The organism is Pontibacter korlensis (genome assembly GCF_000973725.1).
GTDB lineage: Bacteria > Bacteroidota > Bacteroidia > Cytophagales > Hymenobacteraceae > Pontibacter > Pontibacter korlensis.
This window is the reverse complement of record NZ_CP009621.1, coordinates 2,599,491-2,622,242: the sequence shown is the minus strand read 5'-3', so window position 1 is coordinate 2,622,242 and position 22,752 is coordinate 2,599,491. Positions and strand designations below refer to the sequence as shown.

Here is a 22,752-nt window from a genome sequence, read left to right as displayed (position 1 = left end):
AAGAAGCCCTTCCTGAAACCAGGAAGGGCTTCTCTTTTAATCCAACCCTTTTACCACTACCCTGTTTCGCTCATTCCGCTGCCCCATCCGCACAAATGCGTTATAAAAGTCCTTCTTGTTGTTGAGCGCACTGTAAAACTGATCCAGGTATTTTAGGGTTTGCCTGGTATACCGTTCATCCAGCAGCTCAAAATTTTGGTAAACTGAATATATGGCAGCTTTTCTGTTGTTAAAGTGCTTCTGTACCTCCGCATAGACCTCCTCAGGATAGCTGTAGCCCCGGAATAAACGTTGCCTTACCGTAGCAATTCCCAGCTCCGGTGGTGGCGAGGCATACGGTGTGCCCACAATACCGGCATAATCAAAGTCGTAGGGTACAGGAACGGGTGGAGCAAGCGAGTCAAAGGATAAGAGGTCTATGTTGTGGCGATAGGGTACTGACCAGTCTGTGTTTCCGATCATGAACTGGAAAAATGCCATCTTCGCCATAGATGAAAGCTCTGTCTTATCCATCCCAATGATCAGCTCTTCTGGTATTACTTTAGCATTGTACCGGGCCGCCATTATATCATCATCCTCAATAAGAAAAGCATACCTTATTTCTGTTTTTCGCTTCCCTCTCATATCTTCATACTCTACACGGCACAGCCGAACCCTGTAACTCGTATCAGTCAAGGCATTATATACTTTGTACACTAGGTACTCCCGCAGCACAAACTCATCGTTGATGCAGTGGGTCACCATTTTCAGCTTGTTCACTTTGCCGAACATGGTTTTCTCCACCGTTTTGCGGGAGAAGTTCAGCTGCAGGGGCGGGAAATTACATACAGATGGGTCGCGTCTGCGGTTTCCGCGCACTTTTACCTTGAGCTTTTCATCCACAAGTGCTCCATCAGCACTCTTGTAGGATATAACTGCCCGATGGTCTTTTCTATCTTCTCCCCGATCTTTCAACACTGTCCTTACATCCATTGACAGCTTAAAGTGAAGCACCTCCTGGTTTATGAAGAGCGGATTCTGCAGCTTTAAAAGAGCAGATGAGTCTGTAGCAGAAATGAGTAAACTAGAATCTGGCTGCGCCCTTAGCTGTGGAGGCATGCACAGCCATAGTAGTATGATCAGGAAAAACAGATGAGGCCTTTGCATAGCTTCGAAGAGCCACTGGTTTTATCTCCCCATGTTCAGAACGTGTGGCAAAGGATCGAGAGCAAAGTAACACCAGGAATTGTGCAGCTTATTTGAATAGCTCTTTTATCACTCTGCCTTGCAAAATGGTTGTATCCGTTTTCATCTCTACCTGTATAGAGTCTTTCCTGGCTCCTACTACAGTAGAGTCCATCGCTAGCTCTACCACTGTGGTATCTGGTCGAGGCACCACTACCACTGAATCCATCTCAAACTGAAGTAAATGGGCAACTGTTGGGGCAATATCTACCAAAGTATATCTGGCAGCAACCTCCCCTTTCTTAAAATCAGGCCCCAATGCCAGCAAAAAGATCTGCTCGCACCCCGCACACTTATCCCCATGTTCCATCCAACCTCCGTTTATTCCATCTAAGTGCCGCCCATGGTCATTGGTAACCAGCAGTGTCGTTTTTTTATGGAAAGCAGGATCCTCCTGCAAGAACTCCCAAAGCTGCATAACATACCTGTCGTTGCGGACAATACCTCGCAGGTAGTTATCCCAGTTGCCTGCGTGGGCATATCCATCCGGTTCCATAAAGTTGATGAGCATCAGGTTTGGTTTGTGTGTTGTCAGTACCCTTTTTGCCTCCACCAGCGTCAGTGAATCCATACGATAACCGGAGCCAGGGCCATTTACTCCACAATTTATGGAGGGTTGGTATGCCCCTTGCCATTCCTCTTGTTTAGTGTCCGCCAGTATGTGGAGTTTGTCTTTGCTTGATACAATCCAGGCAGAAGTAGCCGGCTTGCCTGTCTTCTTCAGGTAATACTGGAAGATAGAAGGATTTGCGGGAAACTCATCTCCATCGTTATCGATAGGCTGGTTTACCCCAGTTGTTATAGCAGCATGCCCTGAGTTAGTGTAGGTATAGGCATCATTGTAAAAGTTGCCTAAAAAACTTCCCTTGCCTTTCAGGTTAGTTGACATGTTGGGTATCAAACCTGGCGTGGTGTCCCATGTCTCAGAATAGCGGGAGCCATCAATCACTACAATAATGACATGCTCCGTTAGAAGTTGCTTGGTATCAGAAGGTGGTGAAGTACAGGCTATAAAAGAGGTAATCATCAACACAATTAAGCTTGCTATAGATATTACCTGCTTCATACCTTTTTCACTTAATAAAAAACCTAACCACTTTAGGTATAATAATTTATACGATTTGCAGCAACAATATGGCATCAGGATTTAGGCAACTTAAATTACCAACACTACCACATAACTCATTGTGCTACAGAGCAAACAACAAATTAAAAATATATTTAGGGAAGGTATTTGTCATGTTCAGAAACATGGGCATTGCGCTTGTTATAGAGAGGCAAAATTTGAACTTGGGAATCCTAAACCGGAAAAACTTTATCAAATTTCTTGCGTTTAACCCAGAAGCATTGCATTATTGCAACACGAAAACCTTGAATGCATAAACCAGCAGCCATAGCGACTACACTTTCTCTGCCTACTTCCACAGGCATGGCGCTGCTGTATTCTGCTTATTCTTATTGCCTGAGCGTGTATAGCTATTACAGCTATTATTATCGCTATTACCGCACCCGCAGCTAAGGCAATCACCAACAACTACTAATTTTAGACACAGGAGCGTAGCCCAAAGGCCCTCCAACGGTGAACCTGCCAAAGCAGCGGCCCTGAGCCCCTGCTTTTTTTATTTTATACCAAATCAGAAATATCAAATTACAATAACATGAACCTGACACAAAACTACAGCACCTACACCGAAGAAAACCATAACGTTTGGGCTATCCTGTTCCAGCGCCAGATTGAGAACCTACCCAATAAAGCTATACCAGAGTTCTTTGAGGGGCTGAAGCTAGTGAATTTCCAGCCGGACCGCATTCCTAATTTTGAAGAGGTTAACAAGCGTCTGAAGCCCTTAACTGGCTTTGAGGTAGTGGCTGCTCCCGGCATTGTAGACGATGCGCTGTTCTTTGGCCTTATAGCTGAGAAGAAGTTTCCGGCCACTGTATGGATCAGAAAAATGGACCAGCTCGATTACCTGGAAGAACCGGATATGTTCCACGATGTTTTCGGGCACGTGCCGCTGCTCACTATCCCTGTCTACTGCGAGTTTTTGGCTAAACTGTCGGCCATGGCACTACAACACGTAGATCGCCCGGACATTATTGACCGCCTGACGCGCATTTACTGGTACACCATTGAATTTGGCCTGTTCCGCAAGCCAGGCGCAGAGGCTCGTATCTACGGTGCAGGTATACTCTCTTCGGTAGGCGAGAGTAACTTATCAGTGTCAGATGAAAGCGTGAAGTACGGATTTGATGTGGAACATATTCTGGACACGGCTTATATCAAGGAGACCTTCCAGAGCCAGTACTTCTGCATAGAAAGTTTTGAGCAGCTGCTAGAGAGCCTGCAGCAGATAGAAGAAGCCATTCAGAAACTGCGGGAGGAGCCAGTAGAGGCTGACAAATAAGTTTTTAATTTAAAAATGCCCGGGTGCTGCCCGGGCATTTTTTATGGCTTACGCCTCTAGATTAATGTGTAAGCTGAGGATTAATCTGGAAGCCTAGTTTATGAGGTCTGGTCAGGTGCATGTTCTCCAGCTTTTGCTTCAGCGTGATACGTTCTATATCGCTCACATCCTGGCCCATCAGGTCGTTATTAACGGCTGCAATCATGGCGCTTTCTACTATAATACGCAGCACCTTGTTTGAAACCACATTTTCAGCAATGTTGCTTATTCTTTCTTTCGGTAGGTCCAGCTGCTTTACCCCCTCAATACAGAAGTGGTTATCGATGTTGATGAGCATTCGCCCCACCAGGTAACCTGGGTCATCCAGGCGGTTATACTTAACAGAATCAGCCATAAAATTATAGGCCATGATGGTTCCAAAGAACCTTCTCCTAAAATCTTCATCCACATAGTCGTTGCGCATAATCTCGTAGTCATCAGGGAAGGTGACAATATTCGTGTGCATCACGAACACCAGCAGGTCGCCCGTGAACCTGATATGAAATTCATGCTCACTTATATTGCGGTACTCTATCACTAATTCATCATCTTGCTGTGTCACGCGCTCCGTAAGGTCTGCCACCAACTCCTGCGAGATCTGCTTCATCCGCTCAAAAGTATCTTTCGTGTTGCGGTAAATGACTTGCTTGGTTTTAGACTTGTGATGTAAGCCGTTTACAATATCGTTTAACTTATCTTCCATAGTACTTTGCATGCCGTTGTTGAGTGTGTCGGATTATGTTTTTACCGCTGTTTCAGCCACTTTGTTCAAATTAAGCTGTATGAATATGTTAGCGCAGCCACAAGTTGCAGCTTAAAGACAGTACCTGAACAGAATTTCTCCGCACATTCTGTTACCCTAGCTTCTCAGGACGCTCAAATAAGACAACTCCTACTTATCACTGATGCTCAGGCAATTTTACAGATAACGTTTCCCCGTAGTTCCCATAGTTTGGAGGAGGCACTAACTCCAGCGGCTCCTGCCCTAGTAGCCTAAAAGCGATCTGCCGAAGCCCTGGCTTAACTTCTCTGGCATGTAACAGCATCTGTTGTGCCTGCGGCATAGCGAACACTTCAGGCAGGGTATGTACAGCCCCAGAAGGTACATGTAGCACATGCAACTGCTGTAGAAAAGTCTCCCGGTCCTGCTGCGCTATTAGCTGCCTCAACCGCTCATTAACCTCCTGCCGATGCTGTACCCTCGCATAGTTATTTTTAAACCTTGGGTCTTCAGCCATACTTTCGGCACCAAGTATAACACACAACTTCCTGAATTGCCTGTCGTCGCCTACGGCCAGTACCACCTGCTTACCACACTTACAAGTGTAAACAGAGCCGTAAGGTACAATATTAGGGTGCTCCGACCCCATACGTTTTGGCTCTTGCCCTGCCACCAGGTAATTTGTAGCCTGATTGGCTAAGGATGAAACTGCCGCCTGCAACAGCGACACCTGTACCAGTTGCCCTTCCCCTGTCCTCTCCCGCTGCAGAAGCGCTACTAGCAGCCCCTCCTTTAGTTGGTGAGCAGTAAGAACGTCCATCAGTGCCACTGGCATTTTTGTTGGTAGCCCGCCTGGCTCCCCATTCAGATACATAAAGCCGCTCTCTGCCTGCACCACCGCATCATAGCCAGCCCGCATATCATCAGGTCCATACCCTGTGATGTGCCCGTACACCAAGCGTGGGTTTATGCTTTTGAGTGTTTCATAATCAACCTTTAACTTTTCAGCATCCCCCGGTTTATAACTGGCAATAATTACATCCGCCTGCTTTACTAAAGTATACAGCTGCTGCAGCTGCCCGGCATCTGTTAAGTTAAGCGCCAGCGATTCTTTTCCCCAGTTAGCCGCGCAGAAGTAGGCAGGAGTATCGGCGTCAGCAGGTTCTGAGTTTAGTTTCCAGCTGCGGGTAACATCGCCCTTGGTAGCAGCATTCTCAATTTTCAGCACCTTCGCTCCCAGTTCGGCAAAGAACTGCCCAACGCTTGGCCCGGCCAGCACACTTGCCAGCTCCAGCACCAGCATGTCTTTAAAAATCGGTTGTGTCATGGTATACTATTAGTTCAGCAGACTAGCTGGCTTTAAGGCACAGCAGACAAAGCAGCTGTACATCGTTCAGTAAATAAAAATAAAAAGCCGCAGACATAACGTTTGCGGCTTGTGATTAAAAGTGGTTAAGTCTACTCTAGCTCAGCCATAACTTCCTCGCTAAGCTCCAGGTTATGATACACCTTCTGCACATCGTCGTCATCTTCCAGCCAGTCTATCAAACGAAGTATCTTCCGTACTGCCTCCGGGTCCTCGACCTTAACTGTTGTTTGGGGCAGGCGCTGCAGTTCAGCACTTTCAAGCTCCAGCCCTAGCTCCTCCACCTTCTTTTGTACTGCCCCAAAGTCTTCCATAGCGCTGTAAATAGTAACATAGCCTTCCTCGAACTCCACTTCTTCAGCTCCTCCATCTGCCAACTCCAGCATCAGCTCATCTTCCTTCACAGGCATCTCCGTATCCAACTTCGCTACAAATACACCTTTTCTGTCAAAAAGATACTCTACAGAGCCGCTGGTGCCCAGGCTGCCTCCGCTTTTGTTAAACATGGTGCGAAGATTTTGTACAGTACGGTTAATGTTGTCTGTCAGGCATTCTACAAACACGGCCACACCATTGGGACCATAGCCCTCATAAGTTGCCTCACTGTAGTTACCTGCATCGCTTCCTTCTCCTTTTTTAACTGCACGCTCAATGTTATCCTTGGGCATATTGGCTGCCTTACTAGTCTGGATAGCTAGGCGCAGGCGCGGGTTTCCATCAGGGTCTACTCCGCCTTCTTTTACCGCCACTGTTATTTCCTTCATCAGTTTCGTAAAGATTTTAGAGCGCTTAGCGTCCAGTGCGCCTTTCTTACGCTTTATCTGCGACCATTTGTTATGTCCTGCCATGAGTTGATTATAACTTTACTTATGTGCATTTATACCAAGGGTACGCCACCCCTTCCTTACAAAATAAGGAAATTTTGCCTAAAAGACACAAAAAGAGCGGTTCCGCATCATGCAGAACCGCTCTTTTCAGTGTATCTAAATATCTAAACTACTGTAACTAAAGCAACAGCATAAAGATAGCATTTATAATATTAAGCCCTAACAACAGAAAGAAGTTAGGTGACTCTTGTATAACTTTTTTCATGACTATATTGAAATTAATATATACTTTTTATGATGTTATGGTTTTCCATTGTTAGATGATGTTTACGCCATCCTGCAGACAATGTTGCAACAGACTATAACTTTACCTATACTATATAATATATATAGGCAAGCTAATGTATATAAACTGCTTAAAAACCTTCATTATGCTGCAAAATGGACACTCGCAAAGTTGAACTTATAAAAGAACCTCACTCATCTTTTGCCTCACAAATCGTTTAATTTTAAAAACATAATCCAATTCATAAAACAACTAATATATCCTATAAAATATCAGGAAATACACATATGATGCTTATGGGCATATTTGTAGTATATTTACTGAGAAAAGCGGCTGAGGAAAAAGATGGCCGCCATGTATTTAACCAAAACAGTAAGACATTGGACTTCCATTCTTTTAACCTACATGAGGATGTGCTAACAGGCATCAACTCAATGGGCTACAACAAGCCTACCCCTGTTCAGGAACAGGCTATCCCCCTGATTCTGGATCAAAAGGACCTTATAGCGTGTGCCCAGACAGGTACAGGTAAAACAGCCGCTTACCTGCTTCCCCTTATCGACCGCATATCACACGAAGGCTACAACCACACCAGCACACTTATTCTGGTACCAACCCGCGAACTTGCCAAGCAGATTGATGAGCAGGTAGAAGGCTTTGGTTACTTTGCCTCAGTAAGCTCCATTGCTATCTATGGCGGTAACAAAGGCGACGACTGGGAACAGCAGAAGCGTGCGCTTACCACAGGCGCTGACATAATTATAGCTACACCGGGCCGCTTGCTCTCGCACATGGCTATGGGCTATGTGAAACTAGACAAGCTTAACCATTTGGTGCTGGATGAGGCAGATAAAATGCTGGACATGGGCTTTATGGATGATCTGATCAAGATCATCGGCCAACTGCCAAAGCAGCGCCAGACACTCCTGTTCTCGGCTACGATGCCACGTAAGATTCGTGACCTTGCACAGCAAATCCTGCAGCAACCGGCAGAAGTTAACCTGGCCATTTCTAAGCCTGCCGAAGGTATAGACCAGCGCCTTTACCTAACCTACGATAACCAGAAACTGCCACTACTGGAGCACCTGCTGCGTAACCTGGAGGTGCTTAACATGATCATCTTCACATCGCGTAAATCTAACGTGTCTCAGATAGTACGCTCCCTAAAGAAGATGGGCTTCACCGCCGAGGGCATACAGTCTGACATGACGCAGGAAGAACGCGAGTGGGCACTGCAAGGCTTTAAGAACAAGCAGTACCAGATCCTGGTAGCCACAGATATTCTCTCCAGAGGTATAGATATTGACAGCCTGAGCCATGTGGTAAACTTTGACATGCCACAGGATGCGGAAGATTATGTACACCGCGTAGGTCGTACGGCCCGTGCTGCCTCTACAGGTGTTGCCATCACTTTTGTGAACGAAAAGGATATGTTCCGGGTGCAGAAGGTGGAGAGACTGATCGAGCGGGAATTGCCTAAATTACCTTTACCAGAAGACTTTGGTCCGGGCCCTAAGTATGAGCCAGGCCGCAGAGATGCAGGCAGCCATCGCCATAGAAGTGGCAGTAAACCTGGTGCTGGTAGTTCCAGAGGAGGAGAAAATCGTAAAAGCCATGGTGGCCGTAACAAAAACAGAAGCGGCAACAAACCAAGCCAGGCTTCTGCAGAAGGTAAAGCTAATCAACAGGTACAGGTAACTGGTGATCAGCAGGCACAACAGCCACGTAAGAAACGTAATAACAGGAACCGTAACAGAAACAAGAACAACAACCAAGGCGGCAATACAGCAGCAAACAATGCACCTGCCACACCGCCACAAGCATAAACATTAACTATGCGCGCTTTACTGCTGATAGACATACAAAACGACTTCCTACCTGGAGGTTCACTTGCCGTGCCAGAAGGAGACGCTATTATACCTGTTGTAAATAAACTTCAGGATAAGTTTGAACTGGTTGTAGCTACGCAAGACTGGCATCCGATAAACCATAAGAGTTTTGCCTCTCAGCACGAGGGCAAAAATGTGTTCGAGACAATAAACCTTAACGGGTTGGAGCAGGTACTGTGGCCAGACCACTGTATGCAGGGTACTGTAGGCGCTGAGTTCTCCAAAGAAATGGAGCAGAACCGTGTCGAGGCTATTTTCAGAAAGGGTACTGATCCGGAAATAGACAGCTACAGCGGCTTTTATGACAATGGCCGCTTAAAGACCACCGGACTAGCTGACTACCTGCGGGGCAAAAGCATAACTGAAGTATACTTAGCAGGCCTTGCCGCCGACTTCTGTGTTTACTTTTCTGCAAAGGATGCACTAACAGAGGGATTCAAAGTATATTATGTTGAAGACGCTGTACGTGCTATAAATGCAGAGGGCTTCGAGGAGGCCAAGGCAGATTTAGTACAACGAGGAGGGCAGATTATACAAAGCCATACTCTGTTGTAAAGGTTTTGCACTCATAATAAAAAGCCACTGCCTTGTTGGCAGTGGCTTTTTATTTATACTCATAACTACAGCTACTTCCTCTTATACTTCGTACCTTTTTAGCACTCTTTACTTATATATAACTATACTTTGGTCAGGCCACTGCCAATTACGGAGATTAGTAGATTTCACTGTAGTATCTAGCAAGCCAAAGACATTTTCCCACACCTCATGTTATATTAATTTTATGATAAAAGATTTAACAACTATAGTTATAGTTTAAAATCTTTGTTGTACCTTCAAAAGGAGAAACTTTTAGGGAGGTGTTGGGCACAGCCGACTAATGTGTAAGAGGAAAACCGTGAGAGCCTGAAAGTATGGGTACAGTCATTTTGTACTCACCTTAGAATAGCTTACTCACTATATAACCTACATACACATGAAACAAACAGCACTGCTGGCACTGTGTCTATTCTTCTGCTCCTTTAGTTGGGCTCAAACTACAGGTACCATCAAAGGAGTAGTAGTAGATTCTGCCAGTCAAGTACCTCTCAGCTACGTTACCGTAGTTATTAGCCAACCCGACAAAGAAGAAGCGCTCAAAACAACTTTCACTCAGGATAATGGCGCTTTTGAACTATCTGGTCTGCCGTATGCTCCTTACAAGCTTATTTTGACATTTGTTGGGTATAAACCCTTCTCGATGAACGTACCTGCGCCTGAACCAGGTAAGCCTGTGGTAGATTTAGGCAAGATTGCCTTAGTTAACTCTGCCAAACAACTGCAGGAAGTAGAGGTAACAGCCGAGAAAATGCTGATTACCCAAGACATCGACAAAATCAGCTATAATGTAGAGTTTGACCCGGAGAGCAAAACCGTTACTGCACTGGATATGCTCCGTAAGGTGCCCATGCTCAGCCTCGACTCTGACGAGAACATACAGCTAAATGGCAACAGCAACTTTAAGGTGCTGGTAAACGGCAGAAACTCCACCCTCTTCGCCCGCAACCCGAAAGATGTGTTCAAAAGCATGCCCGCCAACACGATTAAGCGCATTGAGGTAATTACCGACCCGCCTGCCAAGTATGATGCAGAGGGCGTTGGCGGTATCATTAACGTGATCACGCACAACGAGCCGTCCAACGGCTACAACGGGAGCGTGCACCTATCGCAGGCTACCCCCGACAGCCGGTTCGGTTCGGCTAGCATCAAGGCCAAAGTCGGCAAGCTCGGCATCTCAGCCTACGCTGGGGTTAACAAGTTCACGAACCCAACCTTTAACAGTAGCTTTGAGCGCCAGGACAGGAACACCGGCACAAGTTTGCTGCAGCAAAGCAAGGGAAACAGCGAGAACCAGTTCCGATACATAGACAGTGAAATGAGCTATGAGATAGACACGCTCAACCTGCTCTCGGCTAAGTTCAGCATTAACAGAAGTAACTGGGAGCAACTGGGTCTGCAGACGGTAGACCAGCTGAATGCAGCAGGTAACCAGACGCAGGCGTTTAACCGCAACCAAAACACCACCGGAAATTGGGACGGTATGGAGGCAGGCCTGGACTATCAGCACACCTTCAAACGGAACAAGAACCAGTTGCTCACGCTCTCTTATAAAATCGGCGACAACAACAACCGCGACGAGGCAAACCTGTCATTTGAGGAGATCCTGAACTACAGGGGACCTGCCGATACCCGTACCCTGAACGACGGAAAATCCGTGGAACAGACCATGCAGGTGGATTACGTGCACCCTTTTAAGAAGCACACGCTGGAGCTTGGCGCCAAAACCATACTCCGAGACAACGGCAGCGACTACTTTTACCGCAATTACAACGCTGAGACCAACACATTTGAGGAGGTGCCCGAGCTGAGCAACGAGTTTGATTACGACCAGGACATATACGCGGCTTATACCTCGGCCAGCCTGCGCTACGACAAGTGGGGCATACGCGCAGGAACGCGCCTGGAGCAGACCGTGGTGGATGCCAACTTCAAATCCTCGGGATCGGTGGCGGAGCAGGATTACCTGAACCTGATTCCAAGCCTGACGCTGACGCGCACCCTGAAGAACATGGCCAACCTGAAGGTATCCTATACGCAGCGCATCGAACGCCCAAGCCTGTGGTACCTGAACCCCTACGTGAACCGCCAGAACGAAAAGGCCATTTCCTACGGAAATCCGAAACTGGAAGCCGCCACAAGCCACGTATTTAGCCTGGGGCACAGCATGTTTAAAAACAGCAACTCCTTAAACAGCACACTTACCCATTCGTTTACCAACAACGCCATTCAGAGCTATACCACCTTTAATCCGGCCGACTCTGTGAGTGCCACTACCTATGGTAACATTGGCCGTAACAGCACCACTACCCTCTCGCTCAATGGCAACTCTACGCTGTTCAAGAAATTAAGTCTGAGCCTGAACGGTTCGCTTTCTTACAGCGAACTCAGCGGCAATATAGAGGGCCAGAACCTGGAGAACAGTGGCGTGAGCGGCTTCATGTACAGCTACATCAGCTACAGGTTCGAGAAGAACTGGCGCGCCAGTATAAACGCTGGTTATTATGCCCCACGCGTGCTGCTGCAGGGCCGCTCAAACGGGCAGTTCTGGAGCGGTTTCTCCCTAAGCAAGGACTTTCTGAAGGATGAAAAGGCCAGCATCAGTCTTTCTGTCCAGAACCCGTTTAACAAGTACTTTACCAGCTACAGCGACATCAGCGGTCAGAACTTTGACCAGCGTAGCGAGTACCGCTACCAGCGCCGCCGCATCAGCATCGGCCTCAGCTATAAGTTCGGCAAGCTGAAAGAGGACATTAAGCGCACCAAGCGCGGCATTAAGAACGACGACCTGAAAAGTGGCGGAGGGGACAATGGCGGCGGCGGTAACAACTAAGCCTGCTTCTGAAAAAATATTAATTCTAATAAGAATGGATGATCAGAAGAAGCATTTAATACTAGCAGGAATAGTTGCAGCCATATTGGGCTTTGTTTGCAAGCTTTTGTACAGGCCTTGGGTGCTAGAAAATGGCATTGAAGACTGGGGCTTTCAAGGTTTTGGACCAAGCTGTTTCTATGCTCTTGGGGCTTGTTTGCTCTTGTCAGGGTTTAGTTCTAAAAGCAACGGTAGCAGTATTCTCTTTGCGGCACTCGGAGCAATGGCCTATGAAATAGAGCAGCAATACACCTCCAGAACTTTTGACTATAAGGACCTTCTAGCCACGGCAGCTGGTTTACTTGTAGCCATACTTCTACGAATGTACATTCTTACCAACAGAGCTACTGAAGCAACAGAGTTGGCTGATGAGAATTACAAACAACATGCAGAACCTGTAAAATAGCTACGTTGCCTTAATTCTCGTTCATCAAAAAGTGAGATGATTTAGCGACAAGTATAAAAAGAAAGCCGCCGGCACTGATTAGTACCGGCGGCTTTCTTTTTATACTTTAATGCCTCTTACAGCACCTGTCCTATCCCAAACAGAAGCACGAACAGCAGTGTAGTCATGGCCATTTGCTTTAAGTATGGGTCCAGCTCCTTAGAAGTCTGCTTTCGCCACACATTCACTCCGTTTACCAAGACCAGCGGCAGTGTGAGCACAAACAGGAACTGCCAAGGGCTTTCATAGGTTAGCAACACATAGGCAAATGCACTTAGCACACCACTAAACAGTATCAGCACATGGTACACGCGCGCACGCTTCGGCCCAAGCCTTACGGGTATGGAGCGCTTGCCTGCTAATACATCAGAATTAATATCGCGGATGTTGTTAACGTTGAGAACGGCCACAGAGAAAAAGCCGCACACCAGCGCAGGAAGTATAACCGTTGCCTCCAGCGCCTGCGCTTGCAGAAAGTATGTACCTAGTACGCCCACCAACCCGAAGAAGATGAACACGAAAATATCTCCCAAGCCTGCGTAGCCATAAGGGTTGTCGCCTGCGGTATAGTTAATAGCTGCCCAGATAGAGGCAAGCCCCAGCACCAGGAACAGCAGAAAGAGCAGCATACCTTCAGTTCCGAAGGCTACCCACAACAGCAGCAAACCTGAAACCAGCGACAGCAGGCTAAACACGATCATACCTTTCTTCATTTGCTCAGCCTGAATAAGGCCAGCCTGCACTGCCCGCACTGGTCCTTCCCTATGTACACTGTCGGCTCCGTGCTTGGAGTCGCCGTAGTCGTTGGCAAGGTTAGAGAGTATCTGCAGAAAGAGCGTTGTAAATATACAGAGCGCTACCACCGTTGCATTGAAAAAGCCATTCGCAGCTGCCATAAAGCCTCCCATGCCTATACAAGAGAGTGCCAGCGGAAGGGTGCGAGGCCTAAAAGCCGAAATCCAGACCTTTATTAGACCTGGATTCTGGGTATTTGTGTGATGTGATGTATTCAAAACCTTGAAATTAGGATTCTATTGCTGGCGCAGATTAAAAGCGCCCCAGCCATACTACTTTTGTATAGCACTTAGCAGTTCCTCATCCATCGGCTTAACCTTAGATGGATAGAAGGCCACTACTTTACCATTTTCATCAACTAGGTACTTGCAGAAGTTCCAACTTGGTTCTTCGTTGCCCGGAGCATTCTCTGTCAGCCACACATACAGCGGATGCTTGTCTTCTCCTTTTACAGATACTTTTTCAAACATCTGAAAGCTTACGCCATAGTTCTTTTGGCAGAAAGAGGCAATCTCCTCGTGAGAGCCCGGCTCTTGGCCGCCAAAGTTGTTAGCCGGAAAGCCCAGCACTACCACCTCATCTCCGTGTGTTTCGTGCAGCTGCTGTAGACCCTCGTACTGCGGGGTGTAGCCGCACTCAGAGGCAGTGTTTACCAGCAATACTTTTTTGCCTTTATACTGAGAGAAATCCACTTCTTTGCCATCCAGCCCATTCACTTTAAATGTGTAAAAGTCGCTGATCTGGTTGTTGGTACTCATTTCTGAAGCCATTGTTTCGGTTGTTTGGTTAGCACCATTGCTCTGCTGGCAAGCCACTGTTATACTTAACAGGCCCAGCAGCATAGCTGTTTGTAGAGAGTTTGTAAACTTTTTGAGCATACGAGTTTTGGTTGATGTTGCGTTACAGTTCACTCTTGTGCAGCTACAACAACCCAGCATTTGCTTTGTTGCAGCGTACTATACTTTATACTTCTACTGGTTACTCCTCTCCTACAGCAGCCATAAGGGGCTATCACAATGCTTTTTCTGAAGTAGTTGAGTTCTACTACATTCTCTCCGGCACCTCGATACCCAGCAGCTTCATGCTCTCGCGTACGAAGCGGGCCACCATAGCCGACAGTGCAATACGGAAGCTACGTGCTTGCTCATCTGTCTCGTTGAAGATAGAGATCTCCTGGTAGAAACGGTTGTAAGCTTTAGCCAATTCGTAAACATAGTTTGCAATTACAGACGGTGCGTACAGGTTGCCTGCCTCTTTCACTACAGCCGGAAAGTTGCCTAGTTGTATGATTACCTCCTGCTCTACTTCGTGCAGGTTATCAAAGCTGTCGAATGCGGCCGGGTCGAACTTGATTCCCATTTCACTTGCTTTGCGAAGTATGGCAGAGATTCGAGCGTGGGTATATTGTATAAACGGACCTGTATTACCACGGAAGTCAATAGATTCCTGCGGGTTGAACAGCATACGTTTCTTCGGATCTACTTTCAGCAGGAAGTACTTCAGAGCGCCCATAGCCAGTGTATGATACAGCTCCTGTGCCTGCTCCTGGGTAAAGCCCTCAATCTTGCCTAGCTCCTCTGTCTGCTGACGCGCTGTGTCTACCATCTCCTGCACCAGTTCATCAGCATCCACTACGGTACCTTCTCTGGATTTCATCTTACCAGAAGGCAGATCTACCATGCCGTAAGACAGGTGGTAGATACCGTCGGCGTAAGATTTGCCAAGCTTCTTCAGCGTAGCCTTCAGTACCTGGAAGTGGTAGTTCTGCTCATCCGCCACCACGTATACAGACTGGTCGTACGGGAAGTCGTTGTACTTCAGCTCAGCCGTTCCCAAATCTTGGGTAATGTATACCGAGGTACCATCTGCTCGAAGCAACAGCTTCTCGTCCAAACCTTCGTCAGTTAGGTCAACCCACACAGAGCCATTCTCTTTTTTAAAGAATACTTCTTTCTGCAGGCCTTCCTCTACGCGCTCCTTACCTAAAGTATAAGTCTCAGACTCGTAGTAGTATTTATCGAAATCAACACCAATGGTGCGATAAGTCTCATCAAAGCCGGCATACACCCAGCTGTTCATGGTTTTCCAAAGGTTTACCACGTGCTCGTCGCCTTGCTCCCACTTCAGTAGCATTTCCTGTGCTTCCAGCATCCAAGGAGCTTTTTTCTTAGCCTCTTCCTTATCCATACCCTGTGCTACCAACTCGTCTATCTGCTCTTTGTAAGCTTTGTCAAACAGCACGTAGTACTTGCCCACCAGGTGGTCTCCCTTAATGCCGCTGCTATCAGGGTTCTCGCCGTTGCCAAGCTTTTCGTAAGCCAGCATCGACTTACAGATGTGGATACCTCGGTCGTTCACCAGGTTCACCTTCATCACCTTATGGCCGTTGGCTTTCAAGATCTCGGCCACTGAGTAACCAAGGAAGTTATTGCGCAGGTGGCCCAGGTGCAGAGGCTTGTTTGTGTTTGGAGAAGAATACTCCACCATTACGTTTCGTCCACTCCCCTCGCCATGGCCAAAGTTAGGGTCAGCCATAATGTTGCGGAACAACCGCAGCCACTCTGCCTCTTTTACTTCCAGGTTCAGGAAGCCCTTCACCACGTTAAAGTCTTTTACTTCTGGAGCATTTTCCTTCAGGTATTCGCCCAATGCCTGGCCAATTTGCTCTGGCCCTTTGCCCACCTGTTTGGTGTAAGGGAACGTAACGAAGGTAAATGAACCGGCAAATTCCTTGCGGGTTGGCTGTAGTGCTATCTGAGAGGCGTCAACAGTAATTCCGAACACAGCCTGTAATGCTTGGCTGATGCTTTGGCTAATGGTGGTTTGAAGTTGCATTAATGTATGGCTGTACTTTTAGATTCAGTGCTTTTAGATTCTTTTTGCAAGATAGCCTCTGTGGCCGTTTCTAAAATATCAAAGGCATTTTCTGCCATGGTGTTTTCGCTATCCAGCGTAGGGTTGATCTCTGTCATTTCGTAGCACACAATACGCGGGTCCTGCAGCAGGTAGTAGTTCAGGTCTTTTGCTTCCTGCACTGTCAGGCCTACCTCTACCGGCGTACCCGTTCCTTTTGAGAACTTGGAGTCGAGGCTGTCGACATCGAACGAAACGTAAATGATGTCGCAGTCTTTCAGGCGCTCCAGTGTTTCTTCGGCCACTGCCTTCGCTCCTTTGGCTGTAAACTCGGCATACGTAAAGTTCTTGATGCCATTCTTCTTGATGAAATAATCCTCTGGCTCCTCTGTATCACGCACCACAATATATACCAGGTGCTCTGGCTTTAGCTTTGGCCCATTATAACCCAGCTTTTTCAGCGAGTTCCAGAAGAACACTGTCTCCGGAGCCGGGTCGTTGATCTGGCGGTCCAGGTTATCAACATTAAGAGCCATGGCCAGCGGCATGCCATGCACGTTACCCGATGGTGAGGTATAAGGAGAGTGAATATCAGCGTGTGCATCTATCCAGATTACACCTAAAGTCTTATCTGGGTAGGCAGCTTTTATACCAGCAATAGTACCGTGAGCGTTAGAATGATCGCCGGCCAGCACCAGCGGAAACATATCCTGTGAAATGGTTTGTTCTACTGCCCTTGCTATGTTCTTTTGCACGGTCAGTATGCTGTCAATACGGTGAGCGTTTGGGAAAACGTCCGGATCGAACAAGGTATAGTTCAAATCTGGTACGCTGATAGAATTAAACCGCTTGAAGTAATCAGATCCCTTGTCCCAGCAGGCAACTCTAAGTGCGTCAATACCCATGCTGGCTCCGCGTGTACCAGCTCCCAACTCAGATCTAACTTCTATCAGTTTAATTTTTTTCATGCGTTACCTATTAGCATCAAAAACCACATGAAGCGCTGCATTAAAGTATTTTACTTAAGTGCTGATCCTGAATTAAATTAATTCAATTTGCGTTTCACATAATATCTTGAACAAAGTTTTTGCAAAGATGGTAAATAACCATCAATATTGCATGTTTTCTTATTTCACAAGTACCATAAATGGATAAATACACTGATCTAATACACCAAACTTTTGACTTCCCAACAGCTGAGTTTCAGGTAGAGAACAATGAGCTTTTCTTCAATGGGATTCCGCTGATGGATATCATCAGGCAATATGGCACACCCCTTAAATTAACATACCTCCCTAAAATAAGCTCTCAGATCCAAAAGGCTAAGCGCTTGTTCAATGAAGGTATGCAAAAGCTTGACTACCAAGGCACCTATACTTACTGCTACTGCACTAAGGCTTCCCACTTCTCTTTTGTAATGGAAGAAGCTCTCAAAAATGATATACATATCGAGACCTCATCAGGTTATGATATTCAGATCATTAGAGCACTATACAAAAAAGGTAAAATCGATAAGAATACATACATTGTTTGTAACGGTTTTAAAAGAGAGCGTTACCGCCAGTGGATCTCAGAGCTGATTAACGAGGGCTTTGTAAACTGCATGCCTATACTCGACCACCTGGGTGAGATTGAGTACTATAAGGAGCACGTAAACGAGAAGACCAAGGTAGGCATTCGCCTGGCCTCTGACGAGGAGCCGAAGTTCGAGTTCTATACATCGCGCCTGGGTGTTCGTTACAACGACGTAATCGACCTGTACGAGAAGCAGATTAAGCCAGACCCTAAGTTTGAGCTGAAGATGCTGCACTACTTTATTAACACTGGTATAAAAGATACCTCATACTATTGGTCTGAACTTAGCCGTTTTGTACATAAGTATGCAGAGGTAAAGAAGGTATGCCCTGAGCTGGATACAATTGATATCGGTGGAGGATTCCCGATAAAGACGTCCATTCAGGCTGACTATGATTACCAGTACATGACAGAGGAGATCCTGCGCACCATCAAGCGTATTTGTAACGAGGAGGGCGTGCCGGAACCAAACATCTTTACAGAGTTCGGTATCTTTACTGTAGGTGAGAGTGCTGCCACTATCTACTCTATACTTGACGAGAAGCTGCAAAACGACAAGGAGCTGTGGTATATGATCGATGGGTCGTTTATCACAAACCTGCCGGATGCATGGGCTTTGAACCAGCGCTGGCCACTGTTGGCAGTGAATCATTGGGACAAAGAATACCGTAAGATACAGATAGGTGGAATGACTTGCGATAGCCAGGATTATTACAATTCGGAAATGCACTCGTTCCAGGTATTCTTACCAAAAATCCCAAAGAATGATCCGTTGTACATTGGCTTCTTCCATACGGGAGCGTACCAAGAGCAGCTAAGCGGTTATGGAGGCATTAAACACTGCTTAATTCCATCACCACAGCATATTTTGATTGATCGGGACGAGAATGGCGAGTTGATTTCTTGGCAGTTCGCACCAGAGCAGTCAAGTGAGTCAATGATGAGAATCCTGGGCTATGAAGTATAGGTAACATCCTATATTTTTTGTAACAGTTATTTTGCTTTTAAAGTATTTATACTATTTTTGATTTAGAATCCTCCAAAAAATCATAATCATGAAGAAAGTTATCTTAATGGGAAGTCTGTGCCTGGCACTTGGTATGGCCTCTTGCAAAACGTATTGCCCGGCGTACAACTACGCAAGCGTAGAGAACCAGGCTCAGGAAAAAACCGCAGTAACTGCCTCAGCTGAGGTGCAGGCAACTGATAATGCCAGCATCTAGTTCACTAAGAAGAGCTAAATCATACATATAGAAAAACCGGCTTCAGGCCGGTTTTTTTGTTTTTAGTAACATTGATCGTGCTGCACCAACAGAGGTAGTACAGCACATGAAACTACATTAGGTCACGAATGTCTGTTTTGCGACATGACCTCACATCTAACGAGTCGAATAGCTTCAGTACTCTTTTAAAACGGGACACGCAGATCGGTTTAGCAGCCAATATTTCACAACTTAAAATTATAAATAATTGTAGCTATATTTTTACAAGCTAAAAGAAAGGCAAAGATGAGAATTCTAAAGCATGTACTGACAGCACTAGCTGTTATATATACCCTCGGGGCATATGCTCAGTCTGATAAAAAGGAAGCTTTTGCAGAGAAGTTCGAGACTTTCAAAAAAACGCCTTATGCTAAACTGCGATGGACCACCTCTCCAGATGCTTCCAATAGCGTGTCATCCTCTGTTCCTATGCCTAACCCGATTGATGTTTCCAAAACACATGTAGATGATCCGGAATCTGGCTTACGGCTCTATCCACATATAAGCAAAGTCTTGGATCCTGAAACTGGGTATTATATCGAGTATGATGCACACAAGTATTACATGTACCGCGTGAACGCCAAAACAGGTAAGATTTACAAAGGAAGTTCAGAGGTAGAGATCAAAAGGCGAAAAGCAAACGATCCGGCTGAGTAGTCCTGTTTTTTAGGTATACATTGTAATTCTGACTCATACCGCCGGCCCTAGTGCATAGTAATCTGATAGCCCAAGAAATACTCCCAGTACAAGAAGGAAATCTCAACTACGCCCTCCCTGCTATCCCTACTCCTTAAGCATTCTGAAGTATAAATTGTGCAGCTTCCCACAGGTCTTGCATCTGATGGGCATGAGTAGCTGGCGCATATTTGTCTCCCACTAATATAGAGCGCACTCCCACCTTTTCAGCAGCCTGCAGGTCCCGCTCAGAGTCTCCTACCAACCACGACTGCGCCGGGTCGACACTATATTTCGCTATGGCTTTTTCCAGCATCAGGCTATCTGGTTTTCTGGAAAGGGAGGCCGAAAAGTTCGGGTGATTTGGAGCCACATAAATAGCATCGATTAATGTGTCGCAAGTATCCTGCAGTTTCTGATGGCAAGCTAAAACATCAGCCTTGGTATACAAGCCTTTGGCTACGCCCGCCTGGTTTGTAACCACTATCAGCAGATAACCGTTCTTCTTCAGCAACTTTAGCGCCTCCGGCACTCGGGGCAGTACCTCAAAGTCTTCTAAAGCATACGTATAGTCGCCACGCTCGCGGTTAAGCACGCCATCGCGGTCCAGAAATACACACTTTTGCTTTTGCATGTGGGATAGTTTGCATTTGTTAAGGCGCTAAATTACATAAAATCACGTTTAAGAAAGTATCTAGTGGTTTAGGCAAGGGCAGAGCCACTAACTTAAGTGCCACAAAACAGGAACACAGGCAGCAGATGAGAGTAGCGATTATTGGAGCAGGAATTTCAGGCTTGGCGCTGGCTTACTACCTTCAGAAGCTAGGTATTCCGTACGACCTGTTTGAGGCAGGCACGCAGGTAGGTGGTAATGTACGAACCGTAAAAGTAGGCGATTACCTCCTGGAGCTAGGGCCTAACTCTATACAATACACCCCAGAACTGGAAGATCTGATTCGTGAACTGAAGCTGGAGCAGGAAGTGTTGCCTGCCGACAGTAACAGTCGCAATCACTACGTACTACGCAACGGCACCTATGAAAGGCTTCCGCTCACACCTTTTTCCCTCTTATCAAATAACTTCTTCTCCTGGCAGACAAAGTACCGCATCCTACAGGAGAAAAACGTTCCTCCTGCCGGACATGAGTACGAAACAGTAACAGAGTTTTTTGAGCGTCGCTTTGGGGCAGGCGTGCTGGATTACGGTGTTAACCCCTTTGTTACCGGCCTTTATGCCGGCGACCCAGATAAACTACTCATCCGGAAGTTGTTTCCTCAGCTAAAAAGGCTGGAGCAGGAACATGGTTCGGTACTGAAAGGCTTGGCACAGTGCTCAAATGAGGCAGACTACCTTGAGCTGTTCTCTTTTGTAGAGGGTATGCAAACTTTGCCAAAGGCTATTGCAGATAAGCTCATTTCCTTACACACGGAACACCGCGTAGAAATGATAACCCGCAGCCAGGGAAAGTATATTATTAGCTGCACCTCCCCTGCCGATACCGACAATGAAGAGTATGACCTGCTGGTGTTGGCCTTGCCTGCTCCCAAAGCAGCAGACCTGTTGCACTATACTTTTCCGGGCATGGCTGCTGCATTGCAAAACATCCATTACCCACCCCTTCATGTGGTACACACTGCCTACAACCGTCGGGATGTGGGAAACGCTTTGAAAGGATTTGGAGCAATGCACCCAAAGGCTGAAGATGCTTTTACCACAGGGTGTATCTGGAGCAGCTCAGTGTTTAGCGGCCGCTGCCGTCCGCACGAGGTGCTGTTTACTACTTTTGTGGGAGGTACACAGTCGGAGCAGCATGCCTTAACAAAGCCAGAAGGGCTGCTACAGCAAGTGCACCAGGAACTAAAAAACCTGCACAACATTACAGCAGATAAGCCAAACTTCCAGTACACTCACCTCTGGCAACAGTCTATGCCGCAGTACGACTTACACATCGAGGACGCACACAAGATGGCCTGCACCCTCGAAGGAGAAGGTATGTTTATAGCCGCAAATTGGCACTCAGGTATATCAGTTCCCAGCTGTATCAGGTATGCCAAAGAGCTGGCAAACAAAATTAATTTAACTCTGCCTCATGCCTACAATAGCTGATTAGCTATATTTGAAGCATGAAAGATGCGTTGGTGATCATCCCAACTTATAACGAGCGGGAAAACATAGAGGCGATGGTACGTAAGGTGATGTCTTTGAGTCACCCGTTTGAGTTGCTGATTATTGATGACGGTTCTCCCGATGGTACTGCAGACATTGTCCGCCAACTGCAGCATGAGTTCCCAGGCCGCCTGCACCTTGAAACCCGCCAGGGTAAATTAGGTTTGGGTACAGCTTATATCCATGGCTTTAAGTATGCACTGCGCCACGGTTATGAGTACATCTTCGAGATGGACTGCGATTTTTCACACAACCCTGAAGACCTGCTGCGCCTTTACGAAGCCTGTGCCGTTGATGGCTATGATATGTCTATTGGTAGCCGCTATGTGCAGGGGGTAAACGTGGTTAACTGGCCCATGAGCCGCGTGCTCATGTCGTGGTTTGCCAGTTTTTATGTGCGCCTCGTTACAGGTATGCCTATCCACGACACTACTGCTGGTTTTAAGTGCTATCGCCGTAAGGTTCTGCAGACCATCCAGCTAAACAAAATCCGCTTTGTGGGCTATGCTTTCCAGATCGAGATGAAGTTTCTTACTTACAAGTATGGCTTCAAGATCAAAGAGGTGCCAATCATTTTTACTGACCGCACCAAGGGTGTATCTAAAATGTCATCCGGTATTTTTAAGGAGGCTGTACTTGGTGTGCTCAAGATGAAGATCAATAGCTACTTTCGTCACTTCGACCGCTATTAAATCATACTACTCCCACTTATAATGTGACCGCGGCGAGCACCTTCCTGCTAGTTTGTAGATTCGGAA

Annotated in this window: 21 protein-coding genes; 11 read left to right on the top strand and 10 right to left on the bottom strand. The window is 46.6% G+C overall.

The genetic code is table 11. From position 1 onward, the window contains the following. Positions 1-36 precede the first annotated feature (36 nt). Complete coding sequence (locus PKOR_RS11400; RefSeq protein WP_052738819.1) at positions 37-1,146, bottom strand: hypothetical protein; 1,110 nt, start codon at positions 1,144-1,146, stop codon at positions 37-39. Between the two features lie 88 nt (positions 1,147-1,234). Continuing rightward, positions 1,235-2,290, bottom strand: a complete 1,056-nt coding sequence (locus PKOR_RS11395; RefSeq protein WP_046310855.1) for an alkaline phosphatase family protein — start codon at positions 2,288-2,290, stop codon at positions 1,235-1,237. A gap of 309 nt (positions 2,291-2,599) precedes the next feature. Between PKOR_RS11395 and PKOR_RS25055 the strand changes: the two genes are divergently transcribed. Next, entirely contained in the window at positions 2,600-2,743 is a 144-nt protein-coding gene (locus PKOR_RS25055) for a hypothetical protein (protein WP_158453763.1), read from the top strand. Between the two features lie 139 nt (positions 2,744-2,882). Continuing rightward, positions 2,883-3,629: a phenylalanine 4-monooxygenase gene (locus PKOR_RS11385; RefSeq protein WP_046310852.1), complete on the top strand. Its 747-nt coding sequence runs from the start codon at positions 2,883-2,885 to the stop codon at positions 3,627-3,629. Positions 3,630-3,690: 61 nt separating this feature from the next. Here the strand turns inward: PKOR_RS11385 and PKOR_RS11380 are convergent, their stop codons facing one another. From PKOR_RS11380 to PKOR_RS11370, 3 genes are all read right to left on the bottom strand, one after another. Continuing rightward, positions 3,691-4,371, bottom strand: coding sequence for a hypothetical protein (locus tag PKOR_RS11380; RefSeq protein ID WP_046314388.1), 681 nt, complete (start codon positions 4,369-4,371; stop codon positions 3,691-3,693). Between the two features lie 196 nt (positions 4,372-4,567). Then, positions 4,568-5,716 carry a CaiB/BaiF CoA transferase family protein gene (locus PKOR_RS11375; protein ID WP_046310851.1) on the bottom strand — a complete coding sequence of 383 codons (1,149 nt, stop codon included), beginning with the start codon at positions 5,714-5,716 and terminating at the stop codon, positions 4,568-4,570. 131 nt (positions 5,717-5,847) lie between these two features. Beyond that, on the bottom strand, positions 5,848-6,603 hold the full coding sequence (locus tag PKOR_RS11370; RefSeq protein WP_046310850.1) for a YebC/PmpR family DNA-binding transcriptional regulator: 756 nt from the start codon (positions 6,601-6,603) through the stop codon (positions 5,848-5,850). Positions 6,604-7,302: 699 nt separating this feature from the next. Between PKOR_RS11370 and PKOR_RS11365 the strand changes: the two genes are divergently transcribed. The 4 genes from PKOR_RS11365 (at position 7,303) to PKOR_RS11350 (ending at position 12,629) form a co-directional block, all read left to right on the top strand. Next, positions 7,303-8,694: a DEAD/DEAH box helicase gene (locus PKOR_RS11365; RefSeq protein ID WP_046314387.1), complete on the top strand. Its 1,392-nt coding sequence runs from the start codon at positions 7,303-7,305 to the stop codon at positions 8,692-8,694. Between the two features lie 9 nt (positions 8,695-8,703). Continuing rightward, positions 8,704-9,312 (top strand): bifunctional nicotinamidase/pyrazinamidase, encoded by a 609-nt coding sequence (gene pncA / locus PKOR_RS11360; RefSeq protein ID WP_046310848.1) that lies wholly within the window; start codon positions 8,704-8,706, stop codon positions 9,310-9,312. A 418-nt stretch (positions 9,313-9,730) separates the two neighbouring features. Further along, positions 9,731-12,184, top strand: a complete 2,454-nt coding sequence (locus PKOR_RS11355; RefSeq protein ID WP_046310847.1) for a TonB-dependent receptor — start codon at positions 9,731-9,733, stop codon at positions 12,182-12,184. Next, positions 12,162-12,629 carry a hypothetical protein gene (locus tag PKOR_RS11350; protein WP_046310845.1) on the top strand — a complete coding sequence of 156 codons (468 nt, stop codon included), beginning with the start codon at positions 12,162-12,164 and terminating at the stop codon, positions 12,627-12,629. Before PKOR_RS11355 ends, PKOR_RS11350 begins: the two co-directional genes overlap by 23 nt. A 116-nt stretch (positions 12,630-12,745) precedes the next feature. Here PKOR_RS11350 and PKOR_RS11345 read toward each other — a convergent pair whose 3' ends face one another. The 4 genes from PKOR_RS11345 to rocF all read right to left on the bottom strand — a co-directional run bounded on the left by PKOR_RS11345 (position 12,746) and on the right by rocF (position 17,284). Continuing rightward, complete coding sequence (locus PKOR_RS11345) at positions 12,746-13,681, bottom strand: 1,4-dihydroxy-2-naphthoate polyprenyltransferase (protein WP_046310844.1); 936 nt, start codon at positions 13,679-13,681, stop codon at positions 12,746-12,748. A 54-nt stretch (positions 13,682-13,735) separates the two neighbouring features. Beyond that, complete coding sequence (locus PKOR_RS11340) at positions 13,736-14,341, bottom strand: glutathione peroxidase (RefSeq protein WP_415837230.1); 606 nt, start codon at positions 14,339-14,341, stop codon at positions 13,736-13,738. Positions 14,342-14,507: 166 nt separating this feature from the next. Continuing rightward, positions 14,508-16,298: an arginine--tRNA ligase gene (gene argS, locus PKOR_RS11335; RefSeq protein WP_046310842.1), complete on the bottom strand. Its 1,791-nt coding sequence runs from the start codon at positions 16,296-16,298 to the stop codon at positions 14,508-14,510. Next, on the bottom strand, positions 16,298-17,284 hold the full coding sequence (gene rocF, locus PKOR_RS11330) for an arginase (protein ID WP_046310841.1): 987 nt from the start codon (positions 17,282-17,284) through the stop codon (positions 16,298-16,300). Before rocF ends, argS begins: the two co-directional genes overlap by 1 nt. A gap of 179 nt (positions 17,285-17,463) precedes the next feature. On the opposite strand from rocF, the gene PKOR_RS11325 reads away from it, so the two are divergent. The 3 genes from PKOR_RS11325 to PKOR_RS11320 all read left to right on the top strand — a co-directional run bounded on the left by PKOR_RS11325 (position 17,464) and on the right by PKOR_RS11320 (position 19,810). Further along, entirely contained in the window at positions 17,464-18,858 is a 1,395-nt protein-coding gene (locus tag PKOR_RS11325) for a type III PLP-dependent enzyme domain-containing protein (RefSeq protein WP_046310840.1), read from the top strand. An 88-nt stretch (positions 18,859-18,946) separates the two neighbouring features. Continuing rightward, a complete protein-coding gene (locus PKOR_RS25050; protein WP_158453762.1) occupies positions 18,947-19,114 on the top strand; it encodes a hypothetical protein in 168 nt (55 codons plus the stop codon). A 285-nt stretch (positions 19,115-19,399) separates the two neighbouring features. Continuing rightward, entirely contained in the window at positions 19,400-19,810 is a 411-nt protein-coding gene (locus PKOR_RS11320) for a hypothetical protein (protein WP_046310838.1), read from the top strand. Positions 19,811-19,943: 133 nt separating this feature from the next. Here PKOR_RS11320 and PKOR_RS11315 read toward each other — a convergent pair whose 3' ends face one another. Then, positions 19,944-20,462: a D-glycero-alpha-D-manno-heptose-1,7-bisphosphate 7-phosphatase gene (locus tag PKOR_RS11315; protein ID WP_046310837.1), complete on the bottom strand. Its 519-nt coding sequence runs from the start codon at positions 20,460-20,462 to the stop codon at positions 19,944-19,946. Positions 20,463-20,587: 125 nt separating this feature from the next. On the opposite strand from PKOR_RS11315, the gene hemG reads away from it, so the two are divergent. After that, entirely contained in the window at positions 20,588-21,934 is a 1,347-nt protein-coding gene (gene hemG, locus PKOR_RS11310; protein ID WP_046310836.1) for a protoporphyrinogen oxidase, read from the top strand. A 17-nt stretch (positions 21,935-21,951) separates the two neighbouring features. After that, complete coding sequence (locus tag PKOR_RS11305; RefSeq protein WP_046310834.1) at positions 21,952-22,686, top strand: polyprenol monophosphomannose synthase; 735 nt, start codon at positions 21,952-21,954, stop codon at positions 22,684-22,686. Positions 22,687-22,752: the final 66 nt, after the last annotated feature.

Coding starts and splice junctions, on each gene's coding strand:
- PKOR_RS25055 (WP_158453763.1), top strand. CDS start 2,600: ATGCATAAACCAGCAGCCATAGCGACTACACTTTCTCTGCCTACTTCC.
- PKOR_RS11355 (WP_046310847.1), top strand. CDS start 9,731: ATGAAACAAACAGCACTGCTGGCACTGTGTCTATTCTTCTGCTCCTTT.
- PKOR_RS11325 (WP_046310840.1), top strand. CDS start 17,464: ATGGATAAATACACTGATCTAATACACCAAACTTTTGACTTCCCAACA.
- hemG (WP_046310836.1), top strand. CDS start 20,588: ATGAGAGTAGCGATTATTGGAGCAGGAATTTCAGGCTTGGCGCTGGCT.
- PKOR_RS11315 (WP_046310837.1), bottom strand. CDS start 20,462: ATGCAAAAGCAAAAGTGTGTATTTCTGGACCGCGATGGCGTGCTTAAC.
- PKOR_RS11370 (WP_046310850.1), bottom strand. CDS start 6,603: ATGGCAGGACATAACAAATGGTCGCAGATAAAGCGTAAGAAAGGCGCA.
- PKOR_RS11350 (WP_046310845.1), top strand. CDS start 12,162: ATGGCGGCGGCGGTAACAACTAAGCCTGCTTCTGAAAAAATATTAATT.
- PKOR_RS11320 (WP_046310838.1), top strand. CDS start 19,400: ATGAGAATTCTAAAGCATGTACTGACAGCACTAGCTGTTATATATACC.
- PKOR_RS25050 (WP_158453762.1), top strand. CDS start 18,947: ATGAAGAAAGTTATCTTAATGGGAAGTCTGTGCCTGGCACTTGGTATG.
- PKOR_RS11395 (WP_046310855.1), bottom strand. CDS start 2,290: ATGAAGCAGGTAATATCTATAGCAAGCTTAATTGTGTTGATGATTACC.
- pncA (WP_046310848.1), top strand. CDS start 8,704: ATGCGCGCTTTACTGCTGATAGACATACAAAACGACTTCCTACCTGGA.
- PKOR_RS11365 (WP_046314387.1), top strand. CDS start 7,303: ATGGGCTACAACAAGCCTACCCCTGTTCAGGAACAGGCTATCCCCCTG.
- PKOR_RS11375 (WP_046310851.1), bottom strand. CDS start 5,716: ATGACACAACCGATTTTTAAAGACATGCTGGTGCTGGAGCTGGCAAGT.
- PKOR_RS11380 (WP_046314388.1), bottom strand. CDS start 4,371: ATGGAAGATAAGTTAAACGATATTGTAAACGGCTTACATCACAAGTCT.
- PKOR_RS11305 (WP_046310834.1), top strand. CDS start 21,952: ATGAAAGATGCGTTGGTGATCATCCCAACTTATAACGAGCGGGAAAAC.
- rocF (WP_046310841.1), bottom strand. CDS start 17,284: ATGAAAAAAATTAAACTGATAGAAGTTAGATCTGAGTTGGGAGCTGGT.
- PKOR_RS11400 (WP_052738819.1), bottom strand. CDS start 1,146: ATGCAAAGGCCTCATCTGTTTTTCCTGATCATACTACTATGGCTGTGC.
- PKOR_RS11340 (WP_415837230.1), bottom strand. CDS start 14,341: ATGCTCAAAAAGTTTACAAACTCTCTACAAACAGCTATGCTGCTGGGC.
- argS (WP_046310842.1), bottom strand. CDS start 16,298: ATGCAACTTCAAACCACCATTAGCCAAAGCATCAGCCAAGCATTACAG.
- PKOR_RS11385 (WP_046310852.1), top strand. CDS start 2,883: ATGAACCTGACACAAAACTACAGCACCTACACCGAAGAAAACCATAAC.